Genomic DNA, 24,245 nt, shown 5'->3' on the forward strand with positions numbered 1-24,245 from the left:
TTCAGTCTTTCTTGTCATCCAAGCCCAAAAGAACATTTCTCGTCTTTCAAATTCCCTCAAAAATGGTATAATAGTAACATCACAAAATTGGAGATAAACCATGAGTTTTTACAATCATAAAGAAATCGAGCCTAAGTGGCAGGGCTACTGGGCAGAACATCATACATTTAAGACAGGGACAGATGCATCAAAACCGAAGTTTTATGCTCTTGATATGTTCCCTTATCCATCTGGAGCGGGTCTGCACGTAGGACACCCAGAAGGTTATACTGCAACCGATATCCTCAGCCGTTACAAACGTGCGCAAGGCTACAATGTTCTTCACCCAATGGGTTGGGATGCTTTTGGTTTGCCTGCAGAGCAATATGCTATGGATACGGGGAATGACCCAGCAGAATTTACAGCGGAAAATATTGCCAACTTCAAACGACAAATCAATGCGCTTGGATTTTCTTATGACTGGAATCGTGAAGTCAATACAACAGATCCAAACTACTACAAGTGGACTCAATGGATTTTCACTAAGCTTTATGAAAAAAGCTTGGCCTATGAAGCGGAAGTGCCAGTAAACTGGGTTGAGGAATTGGGAACAGCCATCGCCAACGAAGAGGTCCTTCCTGATGGAACTTCTGAGCGTGGAGGCTATCCAGTTGTCCGCAAACCAATGCGCCAATGGATGCTCAAAATCACGGCCTACGCAGAGCGTTTGCTTAATGACTTGGATGATCTGGATTGGCCAGAGTCTATCAAGGACATGCAACGCAACTGGATTGGTAAATCAACTGGTGCAAATGTAACTTTCAAAGTAAAAGGAACAGACAAGGAATTTACAGTCTTTACCACTCGTCCGGACACCCTTTTCGGTGCGACTTTCACTGTTTTGGCTCCTGAGCATGAATTGGTAGATGCTATCACAAGTTCAGAGCAAGCAGAGGCAGTAGCAGACTACAAACACCAAGCTAGCCTCAAGTCTGACTTGGCTCGTACAGACCTTGCTAAAGAAAAAACAGGGGTTTGGACTGGTGCTTATGCCGTTAACCCTGTCAATGGTAAGGAAATTCCAATCTGGATTGCGGACTACGTTCTTGCTAGTTATGGAACAGGTGCCGTTATGGCTGTACCTGCCCATGACCAACGTGACTGGGAATTTGCCAAACAATTTGACCTTCCAATCGTCGAAGTCCTTGAAGGTGGAAACATTGAAGAAGCTGCCTACACAGAAGATGGTCTTCATGTCAATTCAGACTTCCTAGATGGATTGAACAAAGAAGAAGCGATTGCTAAGATTGTGGCTTGGCTGGAAGAAAAAGGCTGTGGACAAGAGAAGGTTACCTACCGTCTCCGCGATTGGCTCTTTAGCCGTCAACGTTACTGGGGTGAGCCAATCCCAATTATCCATTGGGAAGATGGGACTTCAACAGCTGTTCCTGAAAGTGAATTGCCACTTGTCTTGCCAGTAACCAAGGACATTCGCCCTTCAGGTACTGGTGAAAGTCCACTAGCTAACTTGACAGACTGGCTTGAAGTGACTCGTGAAGATGGTGTCAAAGGTCGTCGTGAAACCAACACCATGCCACAATGGGCAGGTTCAAGCTGGTACTACCTCCGCTATATTGACCCACACAATACTGAGAAATTGGCTGATGAGGACCTTCTAAAACAATGGTTGCCAGTAGATATCTACGTTGGTGGGGCAGAGCATGCGGTTCTTCACTTGCTTTACGCTCGTTTCTGGCATAAATTCCTCTTTGACCTCGGTGTTGTTCCAACTAAGGAACCATTCCAAAAACTCTTTAACCAAGGAATGATTTTGGGAACAAGTTACCGTGACCATCGTGGAGCACTTGTAGCAACTGACAAGGTTGAAAAACGTGACGGTTCTTTCTTCCATGTGGAAACAGGAGAGGAGTTGGAGCAAGCGCCAGCCAAGATGTCTAAATCTCTCAAGAACGTTGTTAACCCAGATGATGTTGTGGAACAATACGGTGCTGATACTCTTCGTGTCTATGAAATGTTTATGGGGCCACTTGATGCTTCAATCGCTTGGTCAGAAGAAGGTTTGGAAGGGAGCCGTAAGTTCCTTGACCGTGTTTACCGTTTGATTACAAGCAAAGAAATCCTTGCGGAAAATAATGGCGCTCTTGACAAGGTTTACAATGAAACGGTCAAAGCTGTCACAGAACAAATTGAATCATTGAAATTCAACACAGCTATTGCCCAACTTATGGTCTTTGTCAATGCTGCCAACAAGGAAGACAAACTTTATGTAGACTACGCCAAAGGCTTCGTTCAGTTGATTGCACCATTTGCACCTCACTTGGCAGAAGAACTCTGGCAAACTCTTGCAGCAACAGGTGAGTCAATCTCTTATGTGGCTTGGCCTACTTGGGACGAAAGTAAATTGGTTGAAGACGAAATTGAAATTGTTGTCCAAATCAAAGGAAAAGTCCGTGCCAAACTCATAGTTGCTAAAGACCTTTCACGTGAAGAATTACAAGAAATCGCTTTAGCGGATGAAAAAGTCAAAGCAGAAATTGACGGCAAGGAAATCGTAAAAGTGATTGCGGTACCGAATAAACTCGTTAATATTGTAACGAAGTAACCAATTTATTTGTTGGTTTCAAACTCAGACTGTCTGAGCTAACTAAACTCGTCAATATCGTTGTGAAATAAGATAGAAATCCTTCAGAGTAGAATTTGGGGGATTTTTTGAATGAAAAATATAATTCTGTTTCCAGCATCTTACCACTTAATATCTCATTTTAACCACTTATCTCAAAAGTCGATTTTTCTTTCATACTTTTTGTTAAACTAGTGAGATAAAAGGAGGGAAGAAATATGATTTTACAAGCTAAACATTTGAGTAAATGGTACGGCAATCATATGGCTGTTGACGATATTCAGTTAGAGTTTGAAAAAGGGAGTTTTAATGCTATTTTGGGTCCCAATGGTGCAGGAAAATCAACCACCATTTCCATGTTAATCGGTTTGAAAAAGCCTACAAAAGGTCAGATTCGATATGCGCCAAATACGAAAATCGGAGTTGTTTTTCAAGCTAGTGTACTAGATGAGATGTTGACGGTTAGGGAAAATCTCACGATTCGTGCTCAACAGTATAAGGGAATGGGAGCAAGTCGTGTGGATGATTTGATCCATCAACTGGGTTTGACTGTTTTCCAGAAGCAACTATATGGGACTTTGTCAGGTGGGCAAAAACGTAGGGTTGATATTGCGCGTGCTCTTCTTTCACAACCAGATATTCTTTTCTTAGATGAACCAACGACAGGTCTAGATATTCAGACTCGCAAAGCCATTTGGGATTTACTGTATCGGCTACAAAAGGATGAAGGGATGACTATTATCTTAACGACTCATTATCTGGATGAAGCGGATGAAGCGGATCAGATTTATATCGTTGATCATGGGAAAGTGATTGCGCAAGGTTCTGCGACGGCTATTAAAAGTCAGTATGCATCTAATATTCTAAAAATTCGTTTTAAAGAAATGAAGGATTTAGAAAAGTTGCTACAGACTGGAATGACAGTAAAGGAAGAAAATGAGCTGGAATATCTTTTTTATCCAAGGACATCACTGGAAGCTATTGAATATTTGGCAAAAGTACGAGAAGAAATTGATTCTTTTGAGTTTCGTCCAGGTACCATGGATGATGCCTTTATTGCACTTACAGGAAGAGAGGTTCGCTAATGTTAGCTTTATTGAAACGGAATTTTATCTTATATTTTCGTAATCGTTCAGGAGTATTTTTCTCATTATTGGGGGCATTGATTTCCTTCCTCCTTTATATCATTTTTTTGCAGAAGAACTTGACAGACGCTTGGTCCCAACTCCCTGATAATACGAACCTTTTAAATAACTGGCTGATGGGTGGGACCTTGGCTGTGACTGGGATTACAACCAGTTTTACGGCTCTTACACAAATGGTACAGGATCGTGAAAATCAAGTGGATCAAGATCTCTTCTTGACAGATTTAGGGATCTGGGGTTTACAGGTGTCCTATCTAATCAGTAGTATTACCATCTCTTTTGTCATGCAGGTGTTTATGTTTGCTGTTATGGGGCTTTATTTTAAAGAAAGTCCAGTTATCAGTCATTTACCGGAAATTGCTTTGATTATGTTGTTAAGTAGTCTGCCTTCAAGTTTGATAAATGTTCTATTGATTTACCGTTTTCAATCTGTAGATAGCCTTGGCAAACTGGCAACTATAGTGGGAACTGCTTCTGGATTTTTAGTAGGAACTTATGTCCCTATTGGAGTTTTACCTGATTTTGCACAGATCATCATGAAGTGTACCCCTGCAACTTATATTGCTTCTCTCTACCGACAAATTTTAATGAAAGAGCAATTAGAAATCACATTTACAGGAAATAGCAGCTTGTTAAAGGAATTTCAAGAAAAAATGGGGATCCAAATCAACTGGCAAGAGCTATTGACAAAGGAAGAGACATACTTTATAGTGGTTATTATTAGTCTTGTCGCTATTCTTCTTTGGCTTTTATTTGTTAAAGTGTTTAGCAAGAGAAAATAAAGGTATATTGGAGAGAAAATGAAGATTCGTTTTGAAATGAAGGCAGAGTTTTCAGAAAAGGACCCACATATTGTAATTCAGGCAGCTCAGTTAACCGACCAAGCAAGGGAAGTCATGGAGTATTTAGAACAATTTTCAACGACTAATCAGGTGGTCATTCCTATTCGAACGGATGATCATCTGGTTATGGTGAAAATTGAGGATCTTATTCTAGCAGATATCGATAAGAACTTGTTAACCATTTATACGGTAGATGGGATTTATAAAACTAAGGAAACATTGATAAACTTTCAGAATCGGATTAACCGACGTAATTTTATACAGATATCACGCCATTCAATTATAAACATTGACCATTTAGAGTCATTATCGGATAGCTTTTCAGGGAACATGATGGCTAAAATGACTCGGGGTATCAAGTCTAGTGTGAGTAGGAAATACGTCAAGTCCTTAATGAATTATCTAGGTTTATAGGAGAAAATCATGAAACGATTAATTGATTATTTTGTATCGGGAATGCGTACGGCTTCCTTCTTTTATTTGAGTATGATGTTATTAGCTCAGTGTCATCCAAGCATTACCTATCCTGCACCAATGACAAAAAATATTCTAGCTCTGTTTTTAATGGGTGGAATTATGGGGGTATTGACTTTAATCCTTGAAAAGCTAGAGTTTCTTTCTTTTAGTATACGTGTAGGAGTTCATTTATTAGTGACAGCTACTGTCTTAGTATTGACCTCTCTATTTTTTGGCTGGGGTTCAGCCTTGTGGAGTCCCTTGCTTTGGTTCTGTTTCTTGTTAATTTATGGATTGATATGGTTGTATCAAATCTGGCAAACTCACAAACTCACCCAACGAATTAATCAAGCCTTAGAGGATAAAAGACAGAAAACGGGTCACTAATATAGTGTTGAGTATGAAGTTTGGGGACAGTGCTAGTTTCCAAAGAGAACAATTTGTGATATAGTATTTTCAGCGTAAAACAAGGAGAAGAAAAATGCCAGTAAACGAATATGGTCAGATGATTGGTGAGTCAATGGAAGGTTATACACCCGGTGCACTGCCTTCTATTGATTTCTTAGAAGGGCGTTATGCTCGAATAGAGGCTCTCTCGGTAGAAAAGCATGCGGAGGATTTATTAGCTGTTTATGGCCCTGATACGCCTCGGGAGATGTGGACCTACCTCTTTAAGAACCAGTAGCAGACAGAGAGGAACTGGTTAGCCTTTTAAATCAGATGTTGGCTCGTAAGGACCGTTTTTACTATGCAATCATAGACAGGTCAACTGGTAAGGCTTTGGGAACTTTTTCTCTCATGCGCATTGACCAGAATAACCGAGTAATAGAAGTGGGAGCTGTCACTTTTTCTCCAGAGCTCAGGGGGACACGGATAGGAACAGAAGCCCAGTATCTCTTGGCTTGCTATGTCTTTGAGGAGCTTAACTATCGTCGCTATGAATGGAAATGCGATGCTCTTAACATGCCATCAAGACGAGCTGCGGAGCGTTTGGGCTTTGTCTACGAAGGGACCTTCCGTCAAGCAGTGGTTTATAAGGGGCGGACGAGGGATACGGATTGGTTGTCTATGATTGATAAGGACTGGCCAAAAGTTAAATCTCGTTTGGAAACATGGTTGCGTCTTGAAAATTTTGACCAAAATGGACAGCAGTACAAGAGCTTGAGAGAACTCTAATAGGTGATGATATGATTAGCGTTAGAAAGCAAGATGTTGTCAAGTTAGAAGATGTTTTACATCTCTATCAGGCTGTCGGTTGGACAAATTATACAAATCAACCTCAGATGCTGGAGCAGGTCTTGCCCCATTCACTTGTTGTTTATTTAGCGTTTGATGGGGAGAAAATAGTTGGCTTGATTCGTTTGGTTGGAGATGGTTTTTCATCAGTTTTTGTACAGGATTTGATTGTTTTGCCTACTTATCAGCGCCAAGGGATTGGTAGCGCCTTGATGAAACAGGCTTTAGGAGATTTTAAAGGAGCCTATCAAGTCCAGCTGGTGACAGAACAGACAGAAAAAAACGTGGGATTTTATCGTTCTATAGGTTTTGAAACCTTATCCACCTATGATTGTATAGGGATGATTTGGATAAATAGAGAAAAATAACAAAACTTGTTTGTTCTTAAGAAAATTTTAAGTCTGATTTAGTATCATGTAATCATTAAATAAAGACCTCCTAACTTTATTTAATGAAATCCTAAACTTTTCTTTTTCATAATAATCTCCCTATAGAAGCCACCCAATCAGGTGGCTTTTTTGTTTGTAGCTTGGTTTTTTGATATAATAGAGCCATGAGTAGAATTTTAGATAATGAAATCATGGGTGATGAGGAGTTAGTGGAACGCACGCTTCGTCCCCAGTATTTGCGTGAATATATTGGGCAGGACAAGGTCAAAGATCAGCTTCAAATTTTTATCGAGGCTGCCAAGATGCGAGATGAAGCTTTGGATCATGTTCTCTTATTTGGCCCTCCAGGCTTAGGTAAAACGACCATGGCTTTTGTCATTGCCAATGAATTGGGAGTGAATCTCAAGCAAACTTCTGGTCCAGTCATTGAAAAAGCGGGTGATTTGGTAGCTATTTTAAATGACTTGGAACCGGGGGATGTCCTCTTTATTGATGAGATTCATCGCTTGCCCATGTCTGTGGAAGAAGTGCTTTACAGTGCCATGGAGGACTTCTACATTGATATTATGATTGGTGCTGGTGAAGCTAGTCGCAGTGTTCATTTAGACTTGCCACCTTTTACCTTGATAGGTGCGACGACTCGGGCTGGTATGCTCTCAAATCCACTACGGGCACGTTTTGGGATTACGGGGCATATGGAGTATTATGCCCATGCTGACTTGACAGAAATTGTTGAGCGGACGGCAGATATTTTTGAGATGGAAATCACCCATGAGGCAGCATCTGAGTTGGCCCTACGTAGTCGTGGGACCCCTCGTATTGCCAATCGTCTCCTCAAGCGCGTGCGCGATTTTGCCCAGATCATGGGGAATGGGGTCATCGATGATGTTATTACCGATAAGGCTTTGACCATGCTGGATGTTGACCATGAAGGTCTGGACTATGTGGACCAAAAAATCCTTCGGACCATGATTGAGATGTACGGTGGTGGTCCTGTTGGTTTGGGTACCCTTTCTGTCAATATCGCAGAAGAGCGTGAGACGGTGGAAGATATGTATGAGCCTTACTTGATTCAAAAAGGCTTTATCATGCGGACACGGTCTGGACGGGTGGCGACTGCTAAGGCATATGAGCACTTAGGTTATGAATATAGTGAAAAATGAGCAAGAAATTCTAGAGGCTTTTAGAAAAAATCCAGATATGATGGCTATTCTGACGATCATCCGAAATCTTTGTCTGAAAGACTCGTGGTTGGCAGCAGGTTCTGTCAGAAATTTCATCTGGAATCTCTTGTCAGATAAATCACCTTTTGACTGTGAAACAGATGTGGATGTGATTTTCTTTGACCCAGATGTCAGTTACGAAGAAACGCTGGCTATAGAAAGCAAGCTGAGAGAGGACGTTCCCCAGTATCAATGGGAGCTTAAAAATCAAGTCTACATGCACCAGCATAGCCCTCATACTGCTCCCTATACCAGTTCCCGTGATGCTATGAGTAAGTATCCAGAACAGTGTACGGCGCTTGGACTACGCTTGAATGAAGAATCTGCTTTGGAACTCTTTAACCCATACGGTCTCGAGGATATTTTGAATTTTCAAGTTCGTCCGACTCCTCATTTTTTAGAGAATCAAGACCGAATGGAACTTTATCGAACACGTCTATCCAAGAAAAATTGGCAGGATAAATGGAAAAATTTGATTTTAAAAAATACTTAAGGAAACTTTAAGTTAGGTACTGTATACTAAGTCCATAAGTTAAGAAGACCTTAACTTAAACTCCTAAAACTTTTTCATAATAATCTCCCTATAAAAAATAGAGTCGCCCAATTAGGCGGCTTATTTTTTTGAAAATACGTATACTGGTATAGAATAAACACGCTGATAATAGAAGAAAATAAGGAAATATGGTATAATGAAACGATAGATTTTTGAATAGGAATAAGATCATGTTTGGATTTTTTAAGAAACATAAAACAGTGGAAGTAGAAGTTCCTACCCAAGTTCCTGCTCATATCGGTATTATCATGGATGGTAATGGTCGATGGGCAAAAAAACGTATGCAGCCAAGGGTGTTTGGGCATAAGGCAGGAATGGAAGCTTTGCAAACTGTAACCAAAGCAGCTAGTAAATTAGGTGTTAAAGTGATTACGGTTTATGCTTTTTCTACGGAAAACTGGACGCGACCAGATCAGGAAGTTAAGTTTATCATGAACTTACCAGTAGAGTTTTATGATAATTATGTACCTGAACTGCATGCCAACAATGTTAAGATTCAGATGATTGGTGAAACTGAACGCCTGCCTAAGCAGACTTTCGAAGCATTGACCAAGGCTGAGGAATTAACCAAGAATAATACAGGTTTGATTCTTAATTTTGCCCTTAACTACGGTGGGCGTGCAGAGATTACACAGGCTCTTAAGCAGATTTCCCAAAATGTATTAGATGGAAACATCAATCCTACTGATATTACTGAGGATTTGGTTGGAGATTACCTTTTCACTCAGTATTTACCTCAGGATTTACGAGATCCGGATTTGATTATCCGTACAAGTGGAGAATTGCGCTTGAGTAACTTTCTTCCTTGGCAGGGAGCTTATAGTGAACTTTACTTTACAGACACTTTATGGCCTGATTTTGATGAGGCGGCTTTGAAGGAAGCAATCCTTGACTACAACCGTCGTCATCGTCGCTTTGGAGGAGTTTAGGAGGACTTATGACAAAGGATTTACAAAAAAGAACCTTATTTGCAGCCATTGCTCTAGCTATTTTTCTACCAATTCTCATGGTAGGGGGGCTCTTGCTTCAGATAGTGATTGGCCTTATAGCTATGTTAGCTATGCACGAACTATTGAAGATGAAAGGCTTAGAAACCATGACTATGGAGGGCCTCTTGACCCTCTTTGCAACATTTTCTCTGACTATTCCCTTAGAAAACTACCTGACTTTTTTACCAGTTGATGGAAATGTTGTAGCCTATAGTGTTTTGATTTCAATCATGCTTGGTACGACTATCTTTAGCAAGTCTTATACGATTGAGGATGCTGTCTTCCCACTGGCTATGAGTTTTTATGTAGGCTTTGGCTTTAATGCCTTGCTAGATGCTCGTGTTGCTGGTCTAGATAAGGCTTTATTGGCCTTGTGCATTGTTTGGGCCACAGACAGCTTTGCTTATTTAGTTGGGATGAATCTTGGTAAGCGCAAATTGGCTCCAGCTGTTTCTCCCAATAAAACGATTGAGGGGGCATTGGGTGGTATTTTAGGTGCTATCTTGGTAACGATTGTCTTTATGATAGTTGATAGTACAGTCGCTCTTCCGTATGGAATTTACAGAATGTCCGTCTTTGCTATTTTCTTTAGCTTAGCTGGGCAGTTCGGTGATTTATTGGAAAGTTCTATTAAGCGTCACTTTGGTGTTAAAGATTCTGGGAAATTTATACCTGGCCATGGTGGTGTTTTAGATCGTTTTGATAGTATGTTACTTGTATTTCCAATCATGCACTTATTTGGGCTCTTTTAATGTAACAAGGAAGGAAATGCTATGCTCGGAATTTTAACCTTTATTCTTGTTTTCGGGATTATTGTGGTGGTGCACGAATTTGGACACTTTTACTTCGCCAAGAAATCAGGAATTCTAGTGCGTGAATTTGCTATTGGGATGGGCCCCAAAATTTTTGCCCATACTGGTAAGGATGGGACAGCTTATACTATTCGCATCTTGCCTTTAGGCGGATATGTACGTATGGCTGGTTGGAGTGATGATACGACTGAAATCAAGACAGGAACGCCTGTTAGTTTAACCCTAGCCGATGATGGTAAGGTCAAGCGAATCAATCTTTCAGGAAAAAAATTGGATCAAACAGCTCTCCCCATGCAGGTAACCCAATTTGATTTTGAAGATAAGCTCTTTATCAAGGGACTTGTTTTAGACGGAGAAAAGACTTTTTCAGTAGATCACGATGCAACAGTTGTGGAAGCAGATGGAACTGAGGTCCGTATTGCTCCTTTGGATGTTCAATATCAAAATGCTACCATCTGGGGTAAGATCATTACTAACTTTGCAGGTCCTATGAACAACTTTATCTTAGGTGTTGTTGTTTTTTGGATTCTAATCTTTTTGCAAGGTGGTGTTAGAGATATTCAGACCAACAACTTCCATATCATGTCCCAAGGGGCCTTGGCTAAGGTGGGAGTACCAGAAACGGCTCAGATTACAAAGATTGGTTCTCATAACATCAGTAACTGGGAAGACTTGATTCAAGCTGTTGAAGCAGATACTAAGAATGAAACGGCCCCGATCTTGGATGTGACTATTTCTGAAAATGGTAGTGAAAAACAAGTTTCGGTCAGTCCAGAAGAAAGTGAAGGGCGTTACTTACTTGGGGTTCAACCGGGAATTAAATCAGATTTTCTTTCTATGTTTGTTGGCGGATTTACAACCGCTGCTAACTCGGCTCTCAGTATCCTTTCTGCTTTGAAGAATCTGATTTTTCAACCAGATTTGAATAAATTAGGTGGACCTGTTGCTATTTTTAAGGAAAGTAGTGATGCTGCCAAAAATGGCCTAGAGAATGTCTTGTATTTCTTGGCTACGATTTCCATCAATATTGGGATTTTTAACTTAATTCCTATCCCTGCTTTAGACGGTGGAAAGATTGTTCTCAACATCTTAGAAGCTATCCGCCGGAAACCACTTAAACAAGAAATTGAAACCTATGTCACCTTGGCCGGAGTAGTCATCATGGTTGTCCTGATGATTGCTGTGACCTGGAATGACATTATGCGACTCTTTTTTAGATAATCGAGGAATATTATGAAACAAAGTAAAATGCTTATCCCAACGCTTCGCGAAATGCCAAGCGATGCTCAAGTTATTAGTCACGCTCTTATGTTGCGTGCTGGTTATGTTCGTCAAGTATCAGCAGGTGTTTATTCATACTTACCACTTGCTAACCGTGTTATTGAGAAAGCTAAAAATATCATGCGCCAAGAATTTGATAAGATTGGGGCTGTTGAGATGTTGGCTCCAGCTCTTCTTAGTGCCGATCTTTGGCGTGAATCTGGCCGTTATGAAACCTACGGTGAAGACCTTTATAAACTAAAAAACCGTGAAAAAACAGACTTTATCCTAGGTCCAACCCACGAAGAGACATTTACAGCTATCGTTCGTGATTCTGTTAAGTCTTACAAGCAATTACCACTTAACCTTTATCAAATCCAACCTAAGTATCGTGATGAAAAACGCCCACGTAATGGACTTCTCCGTACACGTGAGTTCGTCATGAAAGATGCTTATAGTTTCCACGCTAGCTATGATAGCTTGGACAGTGTTTATAATGAGTACAAGGCTGCTTATGAACGTATCTTCACTCGTAGTGGTTTAGACTTCAAGGCTATCATCGGTGACGGTGGAGCAATGGGTGGTAAGGACAGCCAAGAATTTATGGCGATTACACCTGCTCGTACAGACCTTGACCGCTGGGTTGTCTTGGACAAGTCAGTTGCATCATTTGACGAAATTCCTGTAGAAGTGCAAGAAGAAATAAAGGCAGAATTGCTTAAATGGATGGTTTCTGGTGAAGATACCATTGCTTACTCAAGTGAATCTAGCTATGCGGCTAACTTAGAAATGGCAACAAACGAGTACAAACCAAGCAACCGTGTCATTGCTGAAGAAGAAGTAACTCGTGTTGCAACGCCAGATGTTAAATCAATTGATGAAGTTGCAGCCTTCTTAAATGTTCCAGAAGAACAAACCATTAAAACACTCTTTTATATGGCAGATGGAGAATTGGTTGCAGCCCTCTTAGTTGGTAATGACCAACTCAACGAAGTTAAGCTGAAAAACCACTTGGGTGCTGATTTCTTCGACGTAGCAAGTGAAGAAGAAGTTGCTAATAACCTTCAAGCTGGATTTGGGTCACTTGGTCCAGTAGGCTTGCCAGAAAATGTTAAAATCATCGCAGACCGTAAGGTGCAAGATGTTCGCAATGCAGTTGTTGGCGCCAACGAAGATGGTTACCACTTGACTGGTGTGAACCCAGGTCGTGACTTCACAGCAGAATATGTGGATATTCGTGAAGTTCGTGAGGGTGAGATTTCACCAGACGGACAAGGTGTTTTGAACTTTGCACGTGGTATTGAAATCGGTCATATCTTCAAACTTGGTACTCGTTACTCAGCAAGTATGGGGGCAGATGTCTTGGATGAAAACGGCCGTGCGATTCCAATTATTATGGGTTGCTACGGTATTGGTGTGAGCCGTCTCCTCTCAGCAGTTATGGAGCAACACGCTCGCCTCTTTGTCAACAAAACACCAAAAGGTGAATACCGTTACGCTTGGGGAATCAACTTCCCTAAAGAATTGGCGCCATTTGATGTTCACTTGATCACTGTCAATGTCAAGGACGAAGAAGCGCAAGCCTTGACAGAAAAACTTGAAGCAAGCTTGATGGGAGCTGGTTACGAAGTCTTGACAGATGACCGCAATGAGCGTGTCGGTGTTAAATTTAGTGATAGCGACTTGATTGGTCTTCCAATCCGTATCACTGTTGGTAAAAAAGCAGCTGACGGTATCGTGGAAGTTAAGATTAAGGCTACAGGAGATACTATCGAAGTTCATGCGGATAACTTACTCGAAACACTTGAAATCTTAAGTAAGAAATAAAAACTATAATCAGAAGAAAAACAAGGTAAAAATGTAACTAGTTTTTGCCTTGTTTTTTCTATATAATGAGATAGGATAATACTTAATAAAAATCAAATAAGGAGCTAGGAATTCGCACGAGTAGCTTATGATCTTATTTAAGGTTTCACATGAAACTAGATAAGTCAGTAATAGCCTATGTGTCCCCTACTTGCTGTTTTCTGATTTTTGTAGAGTACTGATATAAAAATTATCGAATCAAGAGGTATAACTATGCTAAGATTTCCAAAGGATTTTGTTTGGGGTTCCTCAACTTCTGGACCACAGACCGAAGGACGTGTAGCTGGTGACGGTAAGGGAGATAATCTCTGGGACTATTGGTATCAAGTAGAGTCTAACCGTTACTACAAAGGGATTGGACCAGATAAAACTTCTACTTTTTATGAAAATTGGGAGCGAGATATCGAGCTCTTGTTAGAAACGGGCCATACAGCCTTTCGAACTTCTATCCAGTGGTCTCGCATTTTTCCACAAGGACGAGGAGAAGTCAATTCTCAAGGTGTGGATTTCTATCGTAAGGTTTTTGAGGCTATTAAGGCCAAAGGGATACGTCTTTTAGTGAATCTCTATCATTTTGATCTTCCTTTTGCCCTTCAAGAGGATGGTGACGGTTGGGAAAATAAGGCGACTGTCTCAGCCTATGAAGACTATGCGCGTTTTTGTTTTGAGACTTATGGAGATTTGGTGGACCAATGGATTACCTTTAACGAGCCCATCGTTCCTGTAGAATTTGGTTATTTTTACGATGCTCACTATCCACATAAGGTGGATGCGGAAGCGGCGGTTAAAGTAGCTTATCATACACAATTGGCTAGCAGTTTGGCTGTTAAGGTTTGTCATGAAATCCTACCGAATTCAAAGATTGGGATTGTTCTGAATTTGACACCGGCTTATCCACGTAGCCAGCATCCTGCTGATGTCAAGGCAGCTAGTATTGCGGACCTTTTTCAGGCCCAATCTTTTTTAGATCCGTCTGTTTTGGGGACTTATCCACAGGAGTTGGTAGAAATCTTGCATGAACAAGGGCTCTTACCTGATGCTACAGAGGAGGAGTTGGAGCTCATTCGTAACAATACGGTAGACTTCCTTGGTGTCAACTACTATCAACCCTTACGAGTTATGGCACCTCGATTTGCTAAGCATCCAGACAGTCCACTCTTACCAGAACATTTTTACGAGCCTTATGTGATGCCTGGACGTAAAATCAATCCTCACCGTGGCTGGGAGATTTATGAGCAAGGGATTTATGACATTGCCCAAAATATCAAGGAAAATTATGGCAATATTGAGTGGATGTTGACAGAGAATGGTATGGGTGTTGAGGGGGAAGAAAAATTCCGTCAAGATGGAATGATTCAAGATGATTATCGTATTGACTTTGTAAAAGGTCATCTTCGTGAACTGCACCGTGCTATTGAAGACGGAGCCAATTGTAAGGGTTACTTGATTTGGACCTTTATTGACTGCTGGTCATGGCTCAACAGCTATAAAAATCGCTATGGTCTGGTCGAATTAGACTTGGAAACGCAAGAACGTCGTCTGAAAAAATCAGGGCACTGGTTCAAGGAATTAAGCGATAATAATGGATTTTAAAAAAGGACTCTGACTGATGATGTTAATTGGTCGGAGTTTTTTCATAGATTGTATCCAATAAAAACTATACCAATTTTTATTCTTGACAAGAGTAAGAAACAAGTATATACTGTCTTTGCTGATTCTGTAAAAGAGGAATTAGACTATACCAATTTTAAGGGGAAAGCACAGCTTGCCTGTGTCGTATATACTATGTGTGGAATTGTTGGTGTTGTTGGAAACACAAATGCAACTGATATTTTGATTCAAGGACTTGAAAAGCTCGAATACCGTGGCTATGATTCTGCGGGAATTTTTGTCCTAGGTGGTCCGGAGAGCCATCTGGTTAAAGCAGTGGGACGTATCGCAGAATTGTCTGCTAAGACAGTTGGTGTTGAGGGGACAACGGGTATTGGTCATACTCGCTGGGCGACGCATGGAAAACCAACAGAAAACAATGCTCACCCACACCGCTCTGAGACAGAACGTTTTGTCTTGGTTCACAATGGGGTGATTGAGAACTACCTTGAAATCAAGGAAGAATACCTTGCAGGTCATCATTTCAAGGGGCAAACGGATACTGAAATCGCCGTTCACTTGATTGGGAAATTTGCAGAAGAAGAGGGTTTGTCAGTACTTGAAGCCTTCAAAAAGGCTCTTCACATCATTCGTGGTTCTTATGCTTTTGCCTTGGTTGACTCACAAGATCCTGAAGTCATCTACGTAGCTAAAAATAAATCACCACTTTTGATTGGTCTTGGAGAAGGCTATAACATGGTCTGTTCAGACGCCATGGCTATGATTCGTGAAACCAGCCAATACATGGAAATCCACGACCAAGAGTTGGTCATCGTTAAGGCTGATAGCGTGGAAGTTCAAGATTATGATGGCAATAGCCGTGAACGTGCTAGCTATACAGCTGAACTTGACTTGTCTGATATCGGTAAGGGAACTTATCCTTACTACATGCTCAAGGAAATTGATGAGCAACCAACGGTTATGCGTAAACTCATCCAAGCCTATACTAATGAGGCTGGTCAAGTAGTGGTAAATCCTGCTATCATCAAGGCTGTTCAAGACGCAGATCGCATTTACATCCTTGCAGCTGGAACATCTTACCACGCAGGCTTTGCTTCTAAGAAGATGCTGGAAGAATTGACGGATACACCAGTTGAACTTGGAATCTCATCTGAGTGGGGCTATGGTATGCCACTTCTCAGCAAGAAACCACTCTTCATCTTTATCAGCCAATCTGGTGAAACAGCGGATAGTCGTCAAGTTTTGGTTAAGGCTAATGAAATGGGAATTCCAAGCTTGACAGTGACAAACGTCCCAGGTTCAACCCTTTCACGTGAAGCCAATCATACTATGCTCCTTCACGCAGGTCCTGAAATTGCCGTGGCATCAACTAAAGCCTATACAGCACAAATCGCAGCCCTTGCCTTCCTTGCACAAGCAGTTGGAGAAGCAAATGGCAATGCCAAAGCGAAAGCCTTTGATTTGGTTCATGAATTGTCAATCGTAGCTCAGTCTATCGAATCAACTCTTTCTGAGAAAGAAAACATTGAATCCAAGGTTCGTGAGCTTCTTGAAACAACTCGCAATGCCTTTTACATCGGGCGGGGTCAAGATTACTATGTAGCCATGGAAGCCAGTCTCAAACTCAAAGAGATTTCTTACATCCAGTGTGAAGGCTTTGCGGCAGGAGAGCTCAAGCACGGAACTATTGCCTTGATTGAAGAAGGAACACCTGTCTTGGCTCTCTTGTCAGATCCAGTTCTTGCCAACCACACTCGTGGTAATATCCAGGAGGTCGCAGCCCGTGGTGCTAAAGTACTCACTATCGCAGAAGAAAATGTTGCTAAAGATACAGATGATATCGTTCTTACGACCGTCCACCCTTACCTCTCACCAATTTCAATGGTCGTACCAACGCAATTAGTCGCTTACTTTGCAACACTCCACCGTGGCCTTGATGTGGATAAACCACGTAACCTTGCTAAGTCAGTAACGGTAGAATGATACATAGAACAAGTCTAGTTTATCTAGGCTTTTTCTTGTAAGCAAATCGGTTGCTTGTACTCAAGATTCGTGTTAGAATAATTTTTCAAATTGAAGGACGGAAATAGACAGGGAGTATCACAATGGTAGAATTGGGAATTTCAACATTTGGGGAAACAACGAAGCTTGAGGGGACTGGGCAGGCTTACAGTCATGCTGAACGCATTCGCCAGTTGGTGGCAGAGATTGAGCTGGCTGACAAGGTTGGTTTGGATGTGTATGGGATTGGTGAGCACCATCGAGAGGATTTTGCAGTATCAGCTCCAGAGATTGTCCTAGCAGCTGGAGCAGTTAATACCAAGAAAATCCGTTTGACCAGTGCAGTCAGTGTTCTCTCGAGTATGGACCCGATTCGTTTGTTCCAACAGTATGCCACTATTGATGCTTTGTCAAATGGACGTGTGGAGATTATGGCTGGAAGGGGTTCTTTCACGGAATCTTTTCCCTTGTTTGGATATGATTTGAAAGACTACGAAGCCCTTTTTGATGAGAAATTGGACTTGCTCCAGTTAGTCAATGAAAAGACCAAGCTAGACTGGCAAGGTCGATTGACCCAAACAATCTCTGGCAAAGAAGTTTATCCTCGTCCAGTTCAGGACAAATTACCCTTGTGGATAGCGACAGGTGGTCACGTCGAATCAACAGTGAAGATTGCTCAGGCAGGTCTACCGATTGTCTATGCCATTATTGGTGGCAACCCTCGTTATTTTAAAAAGTTGATTCAGGCTTATCGTGAGATTGGGAGCGAAGCGGGCCATGCCAGTCAGGAACTAAAGGTTGGAGCCCATTCTTGGGGGTGGATTGCTGAGGATGGCGAGCAGGCCGTGAAAGACTATTTCCATCCAACCCAGCAAGTGGTGGATGCTATTTCCAAAGACCGTCCGCACTGGCAGGAATTGCGTTATGAGCAATATTTGGAGCAAGTAGGACCAAATGGTGCCATGTTTGTGGGAAATCCAGATCAGGTGGCAGAAAAATTGATTCGCATGATTGAAGATTTAGCCTTGGACCGCTTTATGTTGCACCTACCTCTTGGTTCTATGCCTCATGAACAAGTCCTGAGAGCTATTGAACTTTTCGGAACGCAAGTGGCTCCAAAAGTACGGGAATACTTTGCCATGAAAGAGGCTTATACTCAATGAAAATCAAAGAGCAAACTAGGAAGCTAGCCGCAGACTGTACTTGAGTACGGCAAGGTGAAGCTGACGTGGTTTGAATTTGACCTTCGAAGAGTATTAATAAAAAATCCTAATAAAGCTTATTAGGACGACAAATAATGTACAAAAATCAATCCCCCGAGCATTGAGGCTCAGGGGATTTTTCTATAGGAGGGCTAGTTTAGTTCTCTTTTTTGTTTTTTAGCAAGAACCCGAGACCTAGAAGGGCAAGGAGACTAATTCCTGCAAACAGGAGTTTGTGATCGTTTTTGGTTCCTGTATTTGGAAGTTCAGCTTGTTTAGCTAGGGGTGCAGGTGTATTTTTCTTGCTTGTGTTTTCCACAACTTCGTTGACAGTCCCTTCTTGTGTCTTCTGTGTATCAGTTGTAGTTTGACTAGGTTTATTTTCCGCATCAGCTACGTTTGCATCTGATTTAGCTTCTGGACTTAGATCTTGATGTTGAGGTTTAATTACTAGGTTTGAACTATTGTCTTGGCCGTTATTTTGACCGTGTTCTTGTTTTAAGCTAGAAAGATCAAATTCTGGCTTTTCTTCCACAGCTGGGGCGACGATAGCACCGCCTTGAGCGATTCGAAGAACAGTAGCTGTAAGGGCATTTAATTTCAAGCCTTTTTCGGTCCATTCAAGTCCTTTCGGGTTGGCAATTCCTACTGGTCCTGCTTGGTTTTCATCTGCCAAAACTTCAGCGTTTCTGAGGTAGGCAAAGGAAGTTCCCAAATTAAATTCGCGAGCTTTTTCGTCCGCATTGACAAAGACTGCGTAGATATCACCGTTTGGAGCAGTGATTTGGTAGCCGATCACTACATCCTCTTTTTCCACACCATTTTGACCTGGGACAGTGATGAGGCGAACACGGTCTTTGATATCCTGAAGACTCTTAAGTCGGAAGGCATCTGTAGATTGACGAAGGGCAATCAAACCTTTCATATATTCACGGCTCTTGACATTTTCAGGATATGCTTTTCCATCTGTAGCCTTGGTCCAATCAAACTTGTTAATAGCATCACTCGAATCGTATGAGTCATGGATGAAGTAAGGATAGTCAAATGGATTACCGTCCTTATCACGCAACAAGTGAGATTTGTTTGGAACCTTATCCTCCGCTACTGGAGTCTTGTAGGCTGGGTCACGGAATTGTTTAGTGCGTCCATATTCCTGACCAGAGTGGATAAATGGAGTTCCTTGAGCTGTCAAGACCATGAGGTTTCCAAGTCGCAAACGACGGTGGATTTCAGCATAGTTCTCAGCTTTGCTTGGGTCTTTTTTGATAGACTGGGCGATGATGTCAAAGAGGGTCAAGTTATCATGGGCTGCGATATACTGGATAACATCTCCAGGATTGTCTGCTTCAAAGTTGGTTGGTTGAGCAATGAGATTTTTGAAGATGGTATTGATATCACGCTTGCCACCTGTAATAAAGGCAGGTTGACCTTCGTTTGGATAACCAGACTTGAGGTTGTTACGGATGTCATCTGAAAAGACAGCGACAGTATCGGTGTGTTTCATCCAATCTTGGTCAGCAGCTTTAGTAGGCATATTTTCATCACCAGCATAGGTTCTCCAACCTTCACCTAGCATGATTAGGTTAGGATTGAGGGCGCGTGCAGCCTTGTAGGCTTCTTCGATAGAAGCTGCATCATGGTCTCCCATCATATCGAAGCGGAATCCATCCACTTTGTAGGTATCAACTAGATATTTGATAGAGTCAACTAGGAGACGTTTGGTCATATGGTGGGTTGTCCCCAAGCGTCCACCACCAAAGCTAGTTCGAGGTGTCCCATCAGCATCCATAAAGTGGTAGTAGTTTGGTTCTAAATCTTCAAAGATATTGACTTTAGCTGTGTGGTTATAAACCACATCTAGGATAGCTCCCATGCCACGTTTGTGGATTTCGTTGATGAGGTTTTTAAATTCTGCGATTCGTTTTTCTGGATTTTTAGGATCGCTTGAGTACATACCAGTCAAGGAGAAGTAGTTTTGAGGATCATATCCCCAGTTATAGTTGCTGTTGCTTGAAGCATAGTCAGACAAGCGTTCATGATTTTTCAATTCATTGACAAAGTAGTAAGACAAGACTGGAAGGAGCTGGATGTGGGTTACACCCAAGTCTTTGAGATAGTCTAGTTTTTCAATGAAGGCTTCAAAAGTCCCAAATGGTTTGGTCAAGTCTTTTGCAATGGCAGGATCTGAAGTGAAGTCACGCACATGAGCTTCGTATATAACGGCGTCTTCACGAGTCTTGAAGTTGTGAATCTTACCGTAGGTCAAATCTTGTGGGCCTAGTTTAGCTGGATCTACAAAGGCGGCTTTAGCCACTTTATGGGCATCGTCAATCTTGGCATCGTCACTATTCCAAGCAGCGAGGGACTTAGCGTATGGATCGAGTGCAAGAACAGTTTTACCTTGACGCTCGATCTGGTAGTGGTAGTAGTAGCCAGTATAGTTGCTGATACCGAGACCAGAGTTTTCATTCAGAGTTTGTTTCCAAGTTCCTCTTTTACCTTTTTCAAGAGCGACAGTTCCAACCACTTTTTCAGGGTCATTCTTGTCGTAGACAACGACAGAAACCTTATCGGCACTTGGTGACCAAAGGGTTAAATCAACTTGCTTTCCTTCTTCTTTTAGGTCAGCCCCCAGTTTGCCATCATAACTGTAAGTCTCATCTTTAAGGCGCCAGCTTGTTTTGGTAGTGAAGTGGTCGGAATTGTAGCTAACAGTATATGGATGTTTTGTGTCAGAGAAATCTCCGCTGTAGGTCACTTTCTTACCAGCTTCATCGATTGCAACATCGGTGATAGTTACTTTGTTTCCTAGGTGGTTAGTGATATTGGAGTGTTTGAGGATATCTTCTTTTTTGGCACCGACAAGTGTTGAAAAGCTACTTTCAATGCTAGAAGTTCCTATGTGTTGGGCTCCTGTCATACGGATATCGTGGACATAGTAAGGATTTGTGTAAATCGATTCATCATCGTCTTTTAGGAAAATTTGGCTATGATTTTTCAAATCTGTGAACTTATAATCTTCTTTACGGATTTTCACATCGTCTCCTTTTTTGTTTCTGTCTAGTAATAAAAATCCAAGGTCCTTAGCTGCATCTTTGAGTGGAATATCGATATAGCGACCATATTTGCCTGTAGCCGTAAAGTCTGTTCCGTTAGGCCATTCACCACTACTTGGCTCTTTCACATCTCCCCAGTACCAGAGAGATTTCTTATCATAGTTGCCATCTGTACGGTAGTAGTTGACGCGAATAGTTCCTGCAGGCTGTGGTTCGTAAGAGAAAACCTTGTGATCTTGGTCCAACCAAGCCTCATTCATCTTTGGTGCCAGTTTTTCTACCGATTTATCGCCGGTTAGATTTTTCCCAGCTGTATTATTGATGAGGAAGCTAATTTTCTTGGCTTGTTCTCCCTTTAATTTGACATCTAGGTAGTAGCCATAGTCATCTTTTTTGGCATCCTTAAAGGACAAGGCTCCGTTAGGCCAATTTTCAGATGGTTTTTCAACATCGTCCCAAGTCCATAGTCCTTGAGCATCCTTGTTTTCTTCAGGGAGTTTTTTGACATGGATGCGGAAGTAGTTGTCTTCGATTGGCTCTTCTGTCTTAATTTCAGTCGTTACTGGACTCGTAGAAGTAGTTGGTTCACTTGAACGATCTTGTCCGGTTTGTGGTGCTGAATCGGCAGGAGTTGTAGCAGGAGTGGTTGCCTCTGTTGCAGGTTTTTTTTCTGTTTTTTCTAGGGAAGCGTTTGCATTTTTAGGCGAAGAAATATCACTTTCATTCTTACCAGAGTTAACTGCTGTATCAGTAAGAGGTTGTGCAAGAGCAGTAGTAGCTTCATTATCAGTTCCCTTATTGGTTATAGTATTTTCGTTGGCTGAGATAGTTGGTGTAGCCATGGCAAGCAGAACAAGGCTTGCTCCAATAAGGATAGAACCAGTTCCATTCTTGAGTGAACGGATGCTGTAAACCATTTTTTTCTCAGTGTGAGATGGTGTTCTTTTCATAATCAATCTCCTATAAATGAATTTCTCTATCAGTATAGCACTTAGTAAAATAATATGCAAGCGTTTTCTCGGTATTAAAATAAAAGAAAAATCGCAACAGATTTTGCTACGATTTAGCCAGTCCTTCTTTATGAATTTGAGCAGCCAGAAGGTGGAGATGGTGGAATAATTCTGAAGTAGAGAAGTTACGATTGTAGATAAGTGGTTTAGGAGAGTTGGTGACAGGAAAGGTAGTGATAACAATATCGTGAGGAATTTGATTGAGAGTTGAGAATGAAATAGTAGGTTCTTCCCAAGAATCAAAGAGATAGAGATTGTTGCCGTAATGAGTTAGGGTGTCGATTAGACTTTGTGCGTGATGGCTATCAAGATGACTAATGACCAAAACACGTATTTTGGGAAGTTTTTGAAGTAATTGGACCAAAATTCTTTGTCCTTGGATCGTGAAGGTGTAGACAAGTTCTTGTAGTTTAATGGAGTGACTTTCGAGTCCCATTTTAGTCAGGTAAGATTGGAATTTGTGTTGACTTACTTCAAATAGTTTTGGAAATTCTACTTGATAATTGCCTAAAATTTGGGATTTCTGTCTGTCAATAGACTGGTTGCTGAGTAGATGAAAGCAATCTGATTGGGCAGTATAGTGGAGGAGCCAAATCAATTCCTCGCGATTTTCAATCTGTAGGTGAAATTCTTTAGCTAGTTCTTCTAGGATTTGGCTCAATAAACGGTAAGATTTTTGGATATGATGAATATTACCCAGTGCTCCATTGCTAGGATTGTTTGTGATTTGAGGAGACTTTACTGGGTTTGAAAATAGCTGTTCTAGCGTCTCCTTTTTCGGTTCAAAATGAAGTTTTTTAGCCAGCTTTTTGATATCTTGTTCAAACTGGGTAATCTGCATGAGGGTGCTGTAGTGACTCGTTAAAAGAGGAGTAGGATTTTCAATCAAATGCCTCTTATTAAAGCGCTCCAGATTGATAGCTAGAGTATATTTGATTTGCCGTAAACTACTGAGGTTGGGTGAAACTTGTTGGGCGTTCAAAAATAGCTGAATCAAGTGAGTGAGTGATTCTTCAGAAATAGAAGGAAAGGGCCAATCCAGAAAACTGTAACTTTGGCTAAAGTAGTCTAGATAAAAGGCGCGAATGCTCTCTTCTTTTCCCTCCATGACTAAAGGGGAAGGTTGGATGCTGATGTCATAGTGTTCCGGAAGCTTAGTATTTAGATGCTGGATGATTTCCTGAACTCGTTCGCAGCTAATCACAAGTTCCTGACAAATTTGCTTAAGTGATAGTCCCTCTTTGAAAAATAGACAGTCCAAAAAAGAGTAGGTTTCAGATTGTTTAAAAATCGCGATCCTGGGATCCAAGGTATTTTGGAATTCAAACTGCAATTGAATGCCTTTTTTTCTTGATTGAAGCAGGAGGTTTGGAAATAATTGCTCAAGCTTAAAAAGGTGTTCTTGCAATTCTTCGATTGAAAAATTCAGCTTCTCAGCCAAGACTGGAATTTCTATCCAATCATGGTGTTTGGTTAATTCTTCCAGTAAGAATAGCAAGTCTTGTTCAGTTTTAGACAGCAAGATATTCATCATAAATCTCCATATATATTTATACATATATATTAAAAGAAAAAGCTAGTAAAGTCAAGAAAAACAGCCTAATATAAAATAGGGAAATCGTAATTTGCTATATTTTATATTAGACTATTAAGCTAAAAACGAATTTTGCAAAACGATAATTGAATTAAACTTTTCATAGGAAAAGATTTTGTCAAAAAATTGTCAACCCCCTTGAAAAATCTAGCTAAATAGGGTATAATATGAGTAATCATTTGTCGTAGGTTTTGTCTGAAATATTGTCCAGACAAGACTCACAGCAGTTAAATCTTCTGAAAAAGTCAGATTTAGCTGCTCTTTTTGTGCTTTTTTTCAGCTTTTTGAGTGTTTGTAATAAAGATTTAAAGATTCTGAAAATTAACTCAAGAGGACACGGTGATAGGGGTTTTTAAAACCATATGACGATTAGAAAAGCC

17 protein-coding genes and 1 pseudogene are annotated in these 24,245 nt (G+C 41.1%); 16 read left to right on the plus strand and 2 right to left on the minus strand.

From position 1 onward, the window contains the following. Positions 1-100: 100 nt before the first annotated feature. The 16 genes and pseudogenes from leuS to HMPREF1117_RS04170 all read left to right on the plus strand — a co-directional run bounded on the left by leuS (position 101) and on the right by HMPREF1117_RS04170 (position 18,166). Positions 101-2,602: a leucine--tRNA ligase gene (gene leuS, locus HMPREF1117_RS04095; RefSeq protein WP_000011777.1), complete on the plus strand. Its 2,502-nt coding sequence runs from the start codon at positions 101-103 to the stop codon at positions 2,600-2,602. Between the two features lie 236 nt (positions 2,603-2,838). Beyond that, on the plus strand, positions 2,839-3,705 hold the full coding sequence (locus HMPREF1117_RS04100; protein WP_000602872.1) for an ABC transporter ATP-binding protein: 867 nt from the start codon (positions 2,839-2,841) through the stop codon (positions 3,703-3,705). Beyond that, entirely contained in the window at positions 3,705-4,547 is an 843-nt protein-coding gene (locus HMPREF1117_RS04105) for an ABC transporter permease (protein ID WP_000880488.1), read from the plus strand. Before HMPREF1117_RS04100 ends, HMPREF1117_RS04105 begins: the two co-directional genes overlap by 1 nt. Positions 4,548-4,565: 18 nt before the next feature. Continuing rightward, entirely contained in the window at positions 4,566-5,021 is a 456-nt protein-coding gene (locus tag HMPREF1117_RS04110) for a LytTR family DNA-binding domain-containing protein (protein WP_000701929.1), read from the plus strand. A 9-nt stretch (positions 5,022-5,030) separates the two neighbouring features. Then, on the plus strand, positions 5,031-5,450 hold the full coding sequence (locus HMPREF1117_RS04115) for a DUF3021 domain-containing protein (RefSeq protein WP_000825498.1): 420 nt from the start codon (positions 5,031-5,033) through the stop codon (positions 5,448-5,450). Between the two features lie 94 nt (positions 5,451-5,544). Beyond that, positions 5,545-6,239: pseudogene (locus HMPREF1117_RS04120) on the plus strand (GNAT family N-acetyltransferase). 11 nt (positions 6,240-6,250) lie between these two features. Beyond that, complete coding sequence (locus tag HMPREF1117_RS04125; protein ID WP_000626617.1) at positions 6,251-6,667, plus strand: GNAT family N-acetyltransferase; 417 nt, start codon at positions 6,251-6,253, stop codon at positions 6,665-6,667. 185 nt (positions 6,668-6,852) lie between these two features. After that, the gene (ruvB, locus tag HMPREF1117_RS04130; RefSeq protein ID WP_000086799.1) at positions 6,853-7,851 is read left to right on the plus strand and encodes a Holliday junction branch migration DNA helicase RuvB; all 999 of its coding nucleotides are present in this window, start codon (positions 6,853-6,855) and stop codon (positions 7,849-7,851) included. Next, the gene (locus tag HMPREF1117_RS04135) at positions 7,832-8,404 is read left to right on the plus strand and encodes a nucleotidyltransferase family protein (protein ID WP_001028386.1); all 573 of its coding nucleotides are present in this window, start codon (positions 7,832-7,834) and stop codon (positions 8,402-8,404) included. The genes ruvB and HMPREF1117_RS04135 overlap by 20 nt, the downstream gene beginning before the upstream one ends. Positions 8,405-8,634: 230 nt before the next feature. Next, the gene (locus tag HMPREF1117_RS04140; RefSeq protein WP_000466729.1) at positions 8,635-9,393 is read left to right on the plus strand and encodes an isoprenyl transferase; all 759 of its coding nucleotides are present in this window, start codon (positions 8,635-8,637) and stop codon (positions 9,391-9,393) included. A gap of 8 nt (positions 9,394-9,401) precedes the next feature. Next, entirely contained in the window at positions 9,402-10,205 is an 804-nt protein-coding gene (locus HMPREF1117_RS04145) for a phosphatidate cytidylyltransferase (RefSeq protein WP_000159113.1), read from the plus strand. Positions 10,206-10,226: 21 nt separating this feature from the next. Further along, on the plus strand, positions 10,227-11,486 hold the full coding sequence (gene rseP, locus HMPREF1117_RS04150; protein WP_000900680.1) for an RIP metalloprotease RseP: 1,260 nt from the start codon (positions 10,227-10,229) through the stop codon (positions 11,484-11,486). Between the two features lie 12 nt (positions 11,487-11,498). Further along, complete coding sequence (locus tag HMPREF1117_RS04155) at positions 11,499-13,352, plus strand: proline--tRNA ligase (protein ID WP_000814036.1); 1,854 nt, start codon at positions 11,499-11,501, stop codon at positions 13,350-13,352. 252 nt (positions 13,353-13,604) lie between these two features. After that, on the plus strand, positions 13,605-14,984 hold the full coding sequence (bglA, locus tag HMPREF1117_RS04160) for a 6-phospho-beta-glucosidase (protein ID WP_000943536.1): 1,380 nt from the start codon (positions 13,605-13,607) through the stop codon (positions 14,982-14,984). A gap of 192 nt (positions 14,985-15,176) precedes the next feature. Further along, positions 15,177-16,985: a glutamine--fructose-6-phosphate transaminase (isomerizing) gene (gene glmS / locus HMPREF1117_RS04165; protein ID WP_025171568.1), complete on the plus strand. Its 1,809-nt coding sequence runs from the start codon at positions 15,177-15,179 to the stop codon at positions 16,983-16,985. Positions 16,986-17,107: 122 nt separating this feature from the next. Then, entirely contained in the window at positions 17,108-18,166 is a 1,059-nt protein-coding gene (locus tag HMPREF1117_RS04170) for an LLM class flavin-dependent oxidoreductase (protein ID WP_000229804.1), read from the plus strand. 196 nt (positions 18,167-18,362) lie between these two features. On the opposite strand, the gene HMPREF1117_RS04175 is transcribed toward HMPREF1117_RS04170, so the two are convergent. Both HMPREF1117_RS04175 and HMPREF1117_RS04180 read right to left on the minus strand, forming a co-directional pair. Then, positions 18,363-22,211, minus strand: a complete 3,849-nt coding sequence (locus tag HMPREF1117_RS04175; RefSeq protein WP_000831733.1) for a pullulanase — start codon at positions 22,209-22,211, stop codon at positions 18,363-18,365. A gap of 106 nt (positions 22,212-22,317) precedes the next feature. Continuing rightward, complete coding sequence (locus HMPREF1117_RS04180; protein WP_001023725.1) at positions 22,318-23,802, minus strand: M protein trans-acting positive regulator PRD domain-containing protein; 1,485 nt, start codon at positions 23,800-23,802, stop codon at positions 22,318-22,320. Positions 23,803-24,245 lie beyond the last annotated feature (443 nt).

Origin of the sequence: Streptococcus sp. SK643, assembly GCF_000259505.1 — a bacterium.
Lineage (GTDB): Bacteria > Bacillota > Bacilli > Lactobacillales > Streptococcaceae > Streptococcus.

Bases quoted from the DNA above. Each gene is read 5' to 3' on its own strand.
- leuS (WP_000011777.1), top strand. From the start codon at position 101: ATGAGTTTTTACAATCATAAAGAAATCGAGCCTAAGTGGCAGGGCTAC.
- HMPREF1117_RS04100 (WP_000602872.1), top strand. From the start codon at position 2,839: ATGATTTTACAAGCTAAACATTTGAGTAAATGGTACGGCAATCATATG.
- HMPREF1117_RS04105 (WP_000880488.1), top strand. From the start codon at position 3,705: ATGTTAGCTTTATTGAAACGGAATTTTATCTTATATTTTCGTAATCGT.
- HMPREF1117_RS04110 (WP_000701929.1), top strand. From the start codon at position 4,566: ATGAAGATTCGTTTTGAAATGAAGGCAGAGTTTTCAGAAAAGGACCCA.
- HMPREF1117_RS04115 (WP_000825498.1), top strand. From the start codon at position 5,031: ATGAAACGATTAATTGATTATTTTGTATCGGGAATGCGTACGGCTTCC.
- HMPREF1117_RS04125 (WP_000626617.1), top strand. From the start codon at position 6,251: ATGATTAGCGTTAGAAAGCAAGATGTTGTCAAGTTAGAAGATGTTTTA.
- ruvB (WP_000086799.1), top strand. From the start codon at position 6,853: ATGAGTAGAATTTTAGATAATGAAATCATGGGTGATGAGGAGTTAGTG.
- HMPREF1117_RS04135 (WP_001028386.1), top strand. From the start codon at position 7,832: ATGAATATAGTGAAAAATGAGCAAGAAATTCTAGAGGCTTTTAGAAAA.
- HMPREF1117_RS04140 (WP_000466729.1), top strand. From the start codon at position 8,635: ATGTTTGGATTTTTTAAGAAACATAAAACAGTGGAAGTAGAAGTTCCT.
- HMPREF1117_RS04145 (WP_000159113.1), top strand. From the start codon at position 9,402: ATGACAAAGGATTTACAAAAAAGAACCTTATTTGCAGCCATTGCTCTA.
- rseP (WP_000900680.1), top strand. From the start codon at position 10,227: ATGCTCGGAATTTTAACCTTTATTCTTGTTTTCGGGATTATTGTGGTG.
- HMPREF1117_RS04155 (WP_000814036.1), top strand. From the start codon at position 11,499: ATGAAACAAAGTAAAATGCTTATCCCAACGCTTCGCGAAATGCCAAGC.
- bglA (WP_000943536.1), top strand. From the start codon at position 13,605: ATGCTAAGATTTCCAAAGGATTTTGTTTGGGGTTCCTCAACTTCTGGA.
- glmS (WP_025171568.1), top strand. From the start codon at position 15,177: ATGTGTGGAATTGTTGGTGTTGTTGGAAACACAAATGCAACTGATATT.
- HMPREF1117_RS04170 (WP_000229804.1), top strand. From the start codon at position 17,108: ATGGTAGAATTGGGAATTTCAACATTTGGGGAAACAACGAAGCTTGAG.
- HMPREF1117_RS04175 (WP_000831733.1), bottom strand. From the start codon at position 22,211: ATGAAAAGAACACCATCTCACACTGAGAAAAAAATGGTTTACAGCATC.
- HMPREF1117_RS04180 (WP_001023725.1), bottom strand. From the start codon at position 23,802: ATGAATATCTTGCTGTCTAAAACTGAACAAGACTTGCTATTCTTACTG.